The organism is Saccharospirillum alexandrii, assembly GCF_043641555.1.
Classification (GTDB): Bacteria; Pseudomonadota; Gammaproteobacteria; order Pseudomonadales; family Natronospirillaceae; genus Saccharospirillum; species Saccharospirillum alexandrii_A.
On record NZ_JBHZRJ010000005.1, the window covers coordinates 383,049 to 394,737 of the forward strand.

Genomic DNA, 11,689 nt, shown 5'->3' on the forward strand with positions numbered 1-11,689 from the left:
GCAGGCATCACTGCCCAAGTTTAAACTCGGACAATGGCGCCAGTGCCCCGGCGAAGGCGTCGTCGTGCGTCACCAGAATCAGGGTGCCGCGATAGTCCTGCAGCGCCTGCTCCAACAAGACTTTCGAGTCGAGGTCCAGGTGATTGTCCGGTTCATCCAGCAACAGCAAATCGACCGGCGTCTGGTGGCTCAGTAGCGACAGCAACGCAACCTTTAACCGTTCACCGCCACTGAGCGATGCGACAGGCTGCAAGGCCTGGTCGCCGCGCAAGCGCAAGCTGGCCAACTGGGTGCGTAACTCGGATGCGGGGCGTTCGGGCTGGTCGCGCTGCAGGTTTTCGAGCGCCGACGCAGTCGGATCCAGTCCGGAGAAATGCTGATCGAGGTATCGGACCGAACCGCGTACTTCCCGCTCGCCAGTCAGTGGCTCAATCCACCCCGCCAGGCATTTAAGCAACAGAGATTTGCCACAGCCGTTAGCGCCCGTCACCCGCCAGCGTTCACCACCGTGCACCGTCCAGGCAAGCGCCGGCTGCCTCACAAACGGCAACCGCAGATTCGCCAGGTGAACCTGAACCGCACCGGTTACTTTCGGCTGGGTAATCACCAGCCGCTGGGTTCGCAATTGCTCAAGCTCGGCCTGAGCCGTCTGGCGCTCTTCATTCAGAGCGTCGCGACGTTGGGTTTGCTGCTGGCTCAGACGCGCCTGCGTCTGTTCCGAACGGTTTTTACGCAGCCCCAGTAACAGTTTGCCCTGAGAGTGCGAGCGCCGCTCCTGAATGCCCTGCTGGCGTCGGCTGGCCGCTTTCTCGAGCGTTGCCTGCTGTTGTTGCTGCAGCCTTCGCTGCTGGCCGGTCAGGTGATCCAACCGTTGCTCTTGCGCCTCAAGCTGTGCATCGCGTTGCGCCTGGTACAGGTCGAACCCGCCGCCGTACTCCACCAGCTGGCCATTGCGCAGCTCCAGAATCCGGTCGACCTGTTGCAACAGGGTTCGGTCGTGGCTGACCACCAGAGCGCCGCCCGGGTGCCGCGCCAGTGCATGCTGCAACCAGTGCCGGCCGGCTCTGTCCAGATGGTTGCTGGGCTCATCCAGCAACAGGTAGTGACCGGTCAGCACCAACGCCCGACACAGGGCCAGGCGGGTACGCTGACCGCCGCTCAGCACCTCAACCGGCAACGCCAGGTCTGGCTCGAGCCCGGCGTCTGCCAGTTGTTTTGCCCATTCGGCGGGCCGGTGCCAGTGGTCGGCCACGCGCTCCAGATCACTGGGCTCGGCATCGCCTTGTTCCAGCCGGCTAAAGGCATCAAACAGGGAGGCGACGCCCAGTGCGTCGGCCACCCGGGGCCCGGTCAGAGGGTCCAGCTGAGTTTGGTAGTAAAACGGGACCGACCAGGTCACCTGGCCATGGGTTGGCGCGCACTGCCCGGCCAGAACCTCCAGCAAGGCCGATTTGCCATGCCCGTTAGGCCCCACCAGTGCGGTAACGCCCGCCGGCAACGACGAGCTTAGCCCGGACCACAAGGGATCATCGCCCCATTGCAGCGTCAGTTGATTAAAAAAACAGATTGGATCGGACACAGACACCCTCCCGAGGGCACGGGACCGGTGACGCGCAATGCGGATTTACCGCCAGGGAAAGGAAATAGAGCGACTCAAAACGCCAGCTACTCCGGAACGCCACCTGTCCATAAATTCAACGTAGGCCATACCGATCAATCAGCTCAGTAACACAGCTCATCGACAGGCTGGCTGTTACTCGACTATCGAGTACATCCGTTGGAGACAGGTTCACTTCATTGGCGTAGGGCTCGCTTTATGGAATGGAAAGACACGCGCCGGGTGACACTGCCACCCGGCGCATTGGCAAGTTACTCGAGGTTTTGTGTTTTTTCAACCCAGGCGGGTCAGTTCCAGCGGCGTGACGCCCGGCAGTGACCAGACAAAATCCGGCCCCATCAGCTGCGAAGGTGTTGTGCTACCCGGCCCCGTAACCGCTTGTTCCAGCACCGCCGTTACCATTGCCAGGGGTGCGGTGATGGTCAGGTCGTAGCCATTGGGCGTTTCAAACCGGCCAACCACTTTCTTACCCGTTGCATTGCGCGCTTCACCCCAGAGGTAGGTGCGGCTTCTGGCACGTTGCTCCGCGGTTGGGCCCGGTACATTCTTTTCGATGCGACGTTTCAGGAACGATTGCACCCAGTGCTGCCCCATCAACCAGCACATCGACTGCAACCGTTTCATGCGCTTCACCGTTCGATCTGCCACCGGCACATACACCACAACGTTTTCCACACCGGTGCTGTGATAGGCCGTGCTGACATCGCCCCAGGGAATGCTGACCGCCGTGCGTTCGCCCTGGCCCATGTCGAGCCGACGTGTTTTCAGTGGGGTTTCCACAATGCGCCCGTTGTGACGAATCCGGCTCAGGCCCGCCATGCCCTCCACTGAGGTTTTGGCAGTACCAGGGCTCATCGGGCCACCGGCCTTGAAGGCCAGATCGAGTTCGGTCATGTCAGGCAGAGCTTGCTTGAGCTGGGCGGCCAGGCAATCGGTCGGTACCACATCAAATCCCACACCCGGGCAGACAAGAATGCCAGCCTCCCGGGCGCGTTCATTCATGCGCGCGCTGTGGGCGTGCTCAAACACGTCCATCTCACCGGTAATGTCGAAGTAGTGCGCCTTGCTCGCCAGACACCCTTCCAGCATGGGTGCACTGGTCGCGGAAAACGGGCCGGCACAATGCAGCACCAGAGTCATGTCTTCCAGCTCGCGTTTCACAGCGGTCGAATCGGACAAGTCAAATACCCGAAACCCCAACTTGAGTTCGTGGGCCAGGGTGCGCAACTTGTCTTCATTGCGACCGGCCAGCATGGGTTTCAAACCACGGGCAACGGCTTCACGGGCAATCAATTCACCGCTGTAGCCGTAGGCACCGTAAATCATCCAGTTCTTTTCCATGCTTACTCCCTCCAGAGCCTGATAAGTGTCTGCCATCCCACAGCCTAGCCCATCGGGCTGCAGGATGTTGGTTTGGTAGACCAAAGCCTTGGGGTTGGTGAATTGAATTCAAGAATGGCGAAAAGCAGCCGGGAATTAGCAGCGCAGTAACGCTGAGGAGTTTCTCTAGACGGAAATATCAAAATGCAGGACATCTTCTCGCTGGCCCAGCTTCGAATACAAGGCAATGGCGGCGGCATCTTCAATACCGGTGTCGGCCTGAACAAAGACCACATAAGCGCCCCGGTCGGCCGCGATACGCCGCAAGGTATTGATCAGGGAGGTCGCTACTCCCTTGCGCCGGTATTCAGCCAATACCGCCAAGTCGTATAAATAGATTTCACTGCGCGCCTGCTCAAACTTGGGCAATTCGTAAGCCGCCAGGCCACCGACAACCGTGCCGTTTGGTTCCACCGCCACCAGTGCAATAAACGCCTCATTGCCCAGCAGCTTTTGCTGATACTCCGGAGCCGGTGGCTTCCCGGTGTAGGTCGGCAAGTCATCAAAGGCCTTACCAAACACCTGCATCAAGGTGTTCAGCAGTGGCAGGTCAGCGGGGGTTAACTGCTGTATAGTCGCTTTCATGAAGGCACCCACTCCCAGTAAGCGGATCTTAAAACTGGTAGGCCGGTTACCCGCGCAAACCGAGCTTAGCGGGTATCAGGAATCAAGCGTTTGCCCAGACTCACCGCCGGATCAACACCATAGCCCAGCGCCTGGTAAAACGCGATAACATCCTCATTGGAGGAGCGGACTTGCAAATTGACCTTAGGGCACCCTCTGTCTTTGAGCAACGTTTCCACCTGCTGCATCAAGTGCCGGCCATAGCCGTAGCCCTGATAGCCCGGTTGGACCGCCAAGTAATTAACCCAGCCGCGATGCCCCTCATAACCGGCCATTGCCGTGGCGACCAGAGCGCCCTCTACTTCGCCGACCAGAAACAGTTCCGGGTTAACCTTTAACTTTCGGTCGATGTCTTTGTGCGGGTCGTTATGAGGCTTGGTCAGCCCGGTGGTATTCCACAGCTCAACCACCGCAGTGCGGTCTGATTCCTGGTAAGGTCTTATGTGACACGGGGGAGCATTCAACGGTGTTCCTCTCCTATTGTGTTATTGGCTGGCCATGTCCAGTGCCTGCAGCAACTGGTCCATCTCCGTCTGGCTGGTGTAGTGGACGAACGACAACCGCAGCACGCCGGTCGTCGGGTCAATGCCCATGGCCTCGAGCAATCGCACGGCATAAAAATGTGCAGCCCCGCATTGAATGCCTTGGTCGACCAGCGATTGCGCCAACACCTGAGGGCGGTGGTGTTGGTGAAGCAACGATACCGTCGCTGCGCGCTGACGGGCATCGGCAGGGCCGACAAGACGCAATGTTGGATGGTCGTTTATAAACCCCAGCAGCTGAGCCAGCAAGGGTTGTTCGGCGGCATGAAATAATGAGTGCAGCTGATGCGCTTTAGCAGACGGGTTGGTGGCTGCCGCAAAATGATGAGCATAGAGTGCATCAAAATAATCCAGTACCCCTTGAGCCGCCGCGACCTGAGCGTGGTCCGGCCCGGCCGGTACAAACCATTTGTGTGGGTAGGCTTCGTTAAAATAGTGCGCCTGGTTGCCGAGCGTGTCGGCAAGTGCCTGGCGAACCACCATCACGCCCTGATGCGGTCCATAGGTTTTATAGAGTGAGAACAAGTAAATGTCCGCACCCAGCTCATCAACATCCGGAAAACCATGACCCGCATAGGACACACCATCAACTACGGTGATGACACCCGCTTGTTTCGCCTTCGCACAGATGTCAGCAACCGGGTTAATGTGCGCCACGATATTGGAACAATGCGGAAAGGCCATCAGTTTGGTTTTTTCGGTGATCAGTGACTCGAGATCACCAACGTCCAGCTCGCCGGTCTCTGCCTTCACCAGCCACTCGCGGATGACAACCCCCTTATGTTCAAGCCGGCGCCATACGCCACTGTTGGCCTCATGATCCTGATTGGTCACAATCACCTCATCGCCCGGTTTCAACCAGTTTGCAAACGCCTGAGCCAGCACATAGGTATTTTGCGTTGTGGACGGACCAAAATGCACTTCATCAGCCGTCACGTTCAGGTAGTCGGCAAAGCGCTGATGGGACTGATCCATCCGTTCACCGGCTTGCTGCGATACCGGATGCAAGTGGTAGGGTTGCACCTTGGTTTGCCGGTAAAAGGTGGTCAGCCGGTCGATCACCTGCTGACAAGCGTAGGAGCCTCCGGCATTGTCAAAAAATGCCTGGCCTGCCAGAGAGGGTTCGCTGAAGGCCGGGAATTGAGTGCGTACAAAATCGAGGTCCAGAGCTGACATTATTCCTCACAAGTATCTGAAAATAGGGGTGGGCCGATCAGCCGGCATTGGCCAACAACTGTCACATTACCACTACCACTCTGGTCAAATCAGACTCGTGTCGCGTCCTTTGAGCATGAGTGCTAGTGGAGACATAAAGTCTTATTCTTCTTTACCCCTTTGCGACCCCATCAACATTTTTGCCGGTGTCAGAAGCCGCAGGGTGATAAACGTCAGAATGCTCAGGATCAATGCGATCTCGAGCCGTCCGGTGGCGACTGATACTCCAATCGCTCCAGTTAACCACAGGCTCGCCGCAGTGGCCGTGCCGGACACAAAACTTTCACCGTTCACGACATTTTTCAGAATGGCACCCCCGCCAATAAAACCAATACCGGTAATTATGCCTTCCATAACACGCGCTTCTGCATCCGAGGTGCTCAGCACTTGTAGGCCGACCAGCATGTACCCGCAAGCGGCCATGGCGACCAGGGGAAAGGTACGCAATCCCGCCGTCCGTTCACGCTTTTCACGATCCCACCCGATGGGTAGGGCGAGTAAATAAGCGTACAATAAATCACGAATATGAAGCGCAACAACGCTCCATTCAAGATCCGGTATCAGGTTCATAAACTGCTCCTTCAACTGTAAAAAGATGCGTCTAGTTGTAACGATGACCTCGCTATGAACCCACTTCCATAAAAGTTTGCGACGCTTTTACCCAGAGCCTGGTCACTCTTGCATCATTCCTCAGGTCTTTCAACTTCAAGCCCGTATAGACTCTTCATGACCTCATTGCGCAGCCACCGGTTGGCCGGGTCCGCATCGCGTGACCGGTGCCAGTACATATAAACAGACAACTGCAACCCCGAAAGAGGAAACGCCACCGAATCAAAACGCTGAATGTTCAGCGCTTGTTGCAGAAACAGACGCGGCACGGTCAGCAGATAATCCGTCGTGGCGACCACCTGACAGGCCGTCCACAAGCTTTGACAACGCAAGGCCGGTACACGCCGGTGACCGTGCCGAAGCAACCAGTCGTCTTCCAATCCGGGTCCGTCGGCACGACGCGACACCAGAATATGCCGGTTGGCCAGGTAGGCTTCCAGACTGATCGGCTGCTGCAAGGCCGGGTGCCCGGGACGGCCCATGACCACGTAATCCGACCGCAATACCGCTTGTTGCTCAATTTGTTCACTGACATGCACCGAGGCATCGATCGCCAGATCCAGTTGCGCCTGGGCCAGGCCATCGACCAGAGAAGACCTCGCAATGGCCTGGCCAGCGATACGCACCCCTGGAGCCCGCTCAGCCACCCGCGCCATGAGCGACGGCAACATAACGTTTTCAAAAGCGTTGTTCAGGCCAATGACAAACGACTGCTCCGAGGTGCCCGGATCGAACTGAGCCAGCCCACTCAAAACGCGCGTCAATTGCTGCCAGGCACCGGCGGTATCGGCCAGAAGCCGCTGCGTCTGGGCAGTCGGCACCAGAGTGCGGCCGCGACGTTCAAACACCGGGTCATCAAAATGCTGGCGCAATCGCTTCAGGGCGTGGCTAACGGCCGGCTGGGACAGATGCAGGATTTCAGCCGCCCGGGTTGTGGAGCGGCATTCATCGAGCACCCGCATCACCACTAGCAGGTTCAGATCGAGCTTATCGAGGTTCACGGATACTATTCATTTGGTTAATGGAATTTTATTCATAGAATTCATTCTTTTTATACCTGGACCTTGGCTAGACTGCAAGCAAGCCACTGCTGACGGGAACCACCATGGTCTACGATCTGTCCAAACGCGCCGAAGTCACCCTTGCCAGGGTGCAGGCCAGTGTCGGGAACGACATCATTCCGCTCGAACGCCCTTTTGCCGAAGCGATGAAAAACCCGGACCGGGACTGGCAGTTGATGCCTGAGATTGAAGCCTTGAAAGCGCGCAGTCGCGCTGCCGGGCTGTGGAATCTGTTTCTGCCGCCCGATGCCCGCCTTGAAGGGCTTGCTGCAGAGACACCCACCCAGGGGTTCAGCAACTATGAGTATGCCTTTATGGCCGAGGCCATGGGCCGCTGCCTGCTGGCGCCGGAGGTGTTCAATTGCAATGCGCCGGATACCGGCAACATGGAAGTGTTGCTGCATTACGGCAGCGACGCGCAGCAACAGCAATGGCTGGCACCGCTGCTGAAAGGCGAGATTCGCTCGGCGTTCTGCATGACCGAGCCGGAGGTGGCTTCGTCTGACGCCACCAACATGGAAGCCACGGCTGTGGTGGAAGGCGATGAGATCGTGCTTAATGGCACCAAATGGTGGAGCACCGGTGCCGGCCACCCGAACTGCGACGTGTTGATTTTTATGGGCCGCAGCAGCACGACAGCACCGCGCCACCAGCAGCATTCCATGGTACTGGTGCCGCGCCATACACCGGGCGTTACGGTAGAGCGGTTGTTGAGTGTCTTTGGTAATGAGCACAAACCCTACGGCCATGGCGTCGTGCGGTTCGATAACGTGCGCTTGCCAGCGTCGGCTCTGATTGCCGGAGCGGGCCGTGGCTTTGAGATTGCCCAGGGCCGGCTCGGGCCCGGACGGATTCATCATGCCATGCGCGCCATTGGCGCGGCAGAACGCCTGCTGCAACTGATGATAGAACGCGGTCTGTCACGCACCGCCTTCGGCAAGCCGCTGGTCGACCTCGGCGGTAACCGGGAGCGAATTGCCAACCACCGTATCGCCATTAACCAGGCGCGCCTGCTGTGCCTGCATACGGCCAAGCTGATTGACCGCGAAGGCGTGCGCAGTGCCTTGTCGGAAGTCGCGCAAATTAAGGTGGTAGCCGCTAACCTGATGCAGACGGTCGCCGACGACGCCATTCAAATGCATGGCGGCGCGGGCGTTGACGATGCCCTGCCTCTGGCTGAATTCTGGGCGGGTGGTCGGGTGTTGCGCCTGGCCGACGGGCCCGATGAAGTACACCGTGCCACCATCGCCAAACTCGAACTGAAACGCTACGGAGCCCAGCACTGATGCCGACGTCAAACACGCCCGATACCGTGGTCATTACCGGTAGCGCCAATGGCCTGGGGTTCGCGCTGGCCAAAGTACACGTCGCCCGGGGCGATCGCGTTGTTCTGGTCGACCGTGATGCCGAACAGGGCAAGGCCAGTGCCGACGCCCTGGCGGGCAATGTTCACTTTATTGCCTGCGACCTGACCGGGGCAGCAGAGTGTGAAACCCTGGCGAGCAACATCGCGTCAGTCACAGCGTCGGTTTCCCGCCTTTACAACAACGCCGGTATTGCCGGCAGCATCGGTACCTTGAAACACCAGACCGATGCCAACTGGGAGGCCGTATTCGGCATCAATGTCTTCGCACCGGCCCGGCTCACCCGGTTGCTGCTGCCGCTACTGGAAGCGGCACCGCGCGCGCGTGTTGTGAATGTTGCCTCAATGGCCGGTTTGTTATCGGCCAGCCATATGTCGGCGTACAGTGCGAGCAAGGCGGCACTGGTGTCGCTATCGGAAACCTTGCATAAAGAATTGCAACCCGGCGGCATCGGCGTAACGGTCGCCTGCCCGGCTTTCTTTAAAACCCGGCTGACCGACAGCATTCCCCCGCAGGAAAGCAAAGCCAGGGCAGCCGTTGAAAAACTCATGGCAAACGGCAAGCTCAGTGCTGACCAGGTGGCGCAGACCATCGTCGATGCGGCGGATCGTGGTCAGTTTATGGTCTTGCCTCATGCCCGTGAACGCTGGCTCTGGTATTTGAAACGGTTCTCCTACCGTGCCTTGCATGCGGTGATGATGAGCCAGCAACCGGCACCGGCCAAAGCCCGCCCCGAGACAGGAGCCCCGCAATGAGCCAGACCGACCCCACCATTACCATGCGCCAGGGCGAGACGCTGGATGTTGCGGCGCTGGACCGGGAACTGAAAACGCATCTGCCTGACCTCACTGGCACACCCGAGGTAACCCAGTTTCCCGGGGGCGCCTCGAACCTCACCTATCGACTGGCGTATCCGGACCAGGTGTTGATTCTGCGTCGGCCACCGCACGGCCCGTTGCCAAAAGGCGCGCACAATATGGTGCGCGAAGCCGAGCTGATGCAGGCACTGCACCCGCACTATCCGAAAGCCCCGTCAGTGCGTCTGATTGTGACCGACTCGCCTTTACTCGGTTGCGATTATTATTTGATGCAAGCCATACCCGGTTTGATACTGCGGCGAACACCGCCCACCGACCTCTCGAACGAACAGTGCCGCCACCTCTGCCAGGTGTTCATTAACGGCCTCGCCGAGTTGCACAGCATTGATGTCACAACGACCGGGTTGTCAGCGCTCGGCAAAGGCGAGGGTTACATTGAACGCCAGGTAAGCAGCTGGACCGAGCGACTGGCCCGCGCCCAAACCCCCGATGTGCCCGCCTTCGACGACGTCGGTCAATGGCTTGCACAGCATCAGCCCGAAGAACAACCCGCCTGCCTAATTCACAACGACTACCGGTTCGACAACCTGGTACTCGACCCGAGTGACTTCCATGTGCGCGGCGTACTCGATTGGGAGCTGGCAACCCTCGGCGACCCACTGATGGATCTCGGCACCGCCCTGGCCTATTGGGTTGAAGCCGCCGACCACCCCGCCATGCTGGCCATTCGTCCCCAGCCCACTCATTTGCCCGGCATGATGAAGCGCGATGAACTGGTGGCAGCCTACGTTGAAGCGCGCGGGCTGGCGCCAGTCGATTTTCGGTTTTACACCGTCTTCGGGCTGTTTCGTCTTGCCGGAATCCTGCAACAGATATACGCGCGGTTTTATCAGGGCCAGACCCAGGACAAACGCTTTGCCGGCTTCGGCAGCGTGGTCGCCCACCTGCACCAGCGTTGCCAGGAACTGATCGGATAATGGCCACCGTTTATCTGGTAAGACATGGCCAGGCCGCGCGCGATGTACTCAACTACGATTCACTCAGTGCCCTGGGCCGATTGCAGATTCAGCACCTGGCGAACTACTACCGGCCATACTGGCAACCGGCCCTGCGCCACAGCGGCACCCTGGTCCGTCAGCGTCAGAGCGAGTCGGCGTTTGGCGAACAGGTCGGCGACCAAGAGGCCGCAACCGCCGATGCTCGCTGGAACGAATTCGACTTTCTCGACATCGTTCGCCAGCATCGCCCCGACTGGCAAGACCCGGCCCAAATGCAACAAGACCTGAGCCGCGAAGATCACCCCGGGCGGGCGTTTTTATCGGTGTTTCGCGGCGCACTCGAACGCTGGATCGATGCCGGCACCGACGCGCCCTACACCGAAAGCTGGGCCGACTTTACTGCCCGAACCGCCGCTGTGCTGTCGACATTGGATGACGATAACACGCATTGGGTATTCACCTCGGGCGGGGTGATATCGGCTCTGGTTTGCCAGGCACTGAAACTGGATGCCGCAGCTGCCATGCGCATTAACCTGGGTTTGCACAACGCCTCTGTGACCACGCTAGTATCGCAACGGGGCCAATGGCGCTTGCAAGGCATGAACCAAACCCAGCACTTTGTCGACCAACCCGACTGGCTGACGTTTCATTAATGGCCATCAAACCGACACAAGCACACAGAAAACGGAGTGACCATGACCAACCCTTTTGATTTAACCGGTAAAATTGCCCTGATCACCGGCGCCAGCAAAGGCATCGGTGCCGCCATTGCCCATGCACTGGCCGACCAGGGAGCCTATGTCATCGTCACCAGTCGCAAGGCCGAGGCCTGCGCCGAGGTGGTCGAGGAAATAATAGCAAAAGGGGGTAAAGGGGAAGCCGCGGCGTGTCACATCGGCGACTTGCACGCCATGGAAATGACGGTTCAAACCCTGCTGGAACAGCATGGGAAAATAGACATTCTGGTCAACAACGCCGCCGCCAACCCTTACTTCGGGCCCATCGACCAGACACCGCTCGATGCCTTCAATAAAACACTGGAAGTCAACATTCGCGGTTATTTCTACATGACCAACCTGGTCGGCCAGTCGATGAAGAAAACCGGTGGCAGCATCATTAACGTTGCCTCAGTAAACGGTGTGATCCCGGGTGATTTTCAGGGCGTGTACTCGATCACCAAATCAGCCGTCATCGCCATGACCAAAGCCCACGCCAAAGAGTGGGCCCGCCATAACATTCGCGTCAATTGCCTGCTGCCCGGCCTGACCAAAACCAAGTTCGCCAGCGCCATTACCGACAACCCGGACATGATGAGACAGGTGATGCCACACATCCCGATGCGTCGCGCCGCCGAGCCGGACGAAATGACCGGCCAGGTGGTGTACTGGGCCAGCGATGCCAGCAGTTACACCACCGGCAGTGTCGTCAACGTGGATGGGGGGTATTTGCTGGTGTGAGTA

The 11,689-nt window shown here is 58.7% G+C and carries 12 protein-coding genes; 5 read left to right on the forward strand and 7 right to left on the reverse strand.

Annotated elements, in window-relative coordinates; all coding sequences use genetic code 11:
* Positions 1-7 precede the first annotated feature (7 nt).
* The 7 genes from ACHUE7_RS18690 to ACHUE7_RS18720 all read right to left on the reverse strand — a co-directional run bounded on the left by ACHUE7_RS18690 (position 8) and on the right by ACHUE7_RS18720 (position 6,989).
* Complete coding sequence (locus ACHUE7_RS18690) at positions 8-1,579, reverse strand: ABC-F family ATP-binding cassette domain-containing protein (RefSeq protein WP_394171402.1); 1,572 nt, start codon at positions 1,577-1,579, stop codon at positions 8-10.
* A 312-nt stretch (positions 1,580-1,891) separates the two neighbouring features.
* A complete protein-coding gene (locus ACHUE7_RS18695; RefSeq protein ID WP_394171403.1) occupies positions 1,892-2,959 on the reverse strand; it encodes a saccharopine dehydrogenase family protein in 1,068 nt (355 codons plus the stop codon).
* A gap of 165 nt (positions 2,960-3,124) precedes the next feature.
* Positions 3,125-3,583, reverse strand: a complete 459-nt coding sequence (locus ACHUE7_RS18700; protein ID WP_127558702.1) for an AAC(3)-I family aminoglycoside N-acetyltransferase — start codon at positions 3,581-3,583, stop codon at positions 3,125-3,127.
* 65 nt (positions 3,584-3,648) lie between these two features.
* Positions 3,649-4,086: a GNAT family acetyltransferase gene (locus ACHUE7_RS18705; protein ID WP_127558704.1), complete on the reverse strand. Its 438-nt coding sequence runs from the start codon at positions 4,084-4,086 to the stop codon at positions 3,649-3,651.
* Between the two features lie 21 nt (positions 4,087-4,107).
* The gene (locus ACHUE7_RS18710; protein ID WP_394171404.1) at positions 4,108-5,340 is read right to left on the reverse strand and encodes an aminotransferase class V-fold PLP-dependent enzyme; all 1,233 of its coding nucleotides are present in this window, start codon (positions 5,338-5,340) and stop codon (positions 4,108-4,110) included.
* A 141-nt stretch (positions 5,341-5,481) separates the two neighbouring features.
* Positions 5,482-5,949 carry an MgtC/SapB family protein gene (locus ACHUE7_RS18715; RefSeq protein WP_394171405.1) on the reverse strand — a complete coding sequence of 156 codons (468 nt, stop codon included), beginning with the start codon at positions 5,947-5,949 and terminating at the stop codon, positions 5,482-5,484.
* Between the two features lie 113 nt (positions 5,950-6,062).
* On the reverse strand, positions 6,063-6,989 hold the full coding sequence (locus tag ACHUE7_RS18720) for a LysR family transcriptional regulator (RefSeq protein ID WP_394171406.1): 927 nt from the start codon (positions 6,987-6,989) through the stop codon (positions 6,063-6,065).
* Between the two features lie 104 nt (positions 6,990-7,093).
* Between ACHUE7_RS18720 and ACHUE7_RS18725 the strand changes: the two genes are divergently transcribed.
* The 5 genes from ACHUE7_RS18725 to ACHUE7_RS18745 are packed head-to-tail and all read left to right on the forward strand — an operon-like array spanning position 7,094 to position 11,686.
* Complete coding sequence (locus tag ACHUE7_RS18725) at positions 7,094-8,335, forward strand: acyl-CoA dehydrogenase family protein (RefSeq protein ID WP_394171407.1); 1,242 nt, start codon at positions 7,094-7,096, stop codon at positions 8,333-8,335.
* Positions 8,335-9,168: an SDR family NAD(P)-dependent oxidoreductase gene (locus ACHUE7_RS18730; protein WP_394171408.1), complete on the forward strand. Its 834-nt coding sequence runs from the start codon at positions 8,335-8,337 to the stop codon at positions 9,166-9,168. The genes ACHUE7_RS18725 and ACHUE7_RS18730 overlap by 1 nt, the downstream gene beginning before the upstream one ends.
* On the forward strand, positions 9,165-10,208 hold the full coding sequence (locus ACHUE7_RS18735; protein ID WP_394171409.1) for a phosphotransferase family protein: 1,044 nt from the start codon (positions 9,165-9,167) through the stop codon (positions 10,206-10,208). Before ACHUE7_RS18730 ends, ACHUE7_RS18735 begins: the two co-directional genes overlap by 4 nt.
* Positions 10,208-10,882, forward strand: a complete 675-nt coding sequence (locus ACHUE7_RS18740; RefSeq protein WP_394171410.1) for a histidine phosphatase family protein — start codon at positions 10,208-10,210, stop codon at positions 10,880-10,882. Before ACHUE7_RS18735 ends, ACHUE7_RS18740 begins: the two co-directional genes overlap by 1 nt.
* 42 nt (positions 10,883-10,924) lie before the next feature.
* The gene (locus tag ACHUE7_RS18745) at positions 10,925-11,686 is read left to right on the forward strand and encodes an SDR family oxidoreductase (protein WP_394171411.1); all 762 of its coding nucleotides are present in this window, start codon (positions 10,925-10,927) and stop codon (positions 11,684-11,686) included.
* Positions 11,687-11,689 lie beyond the last annotated feature (3 nt).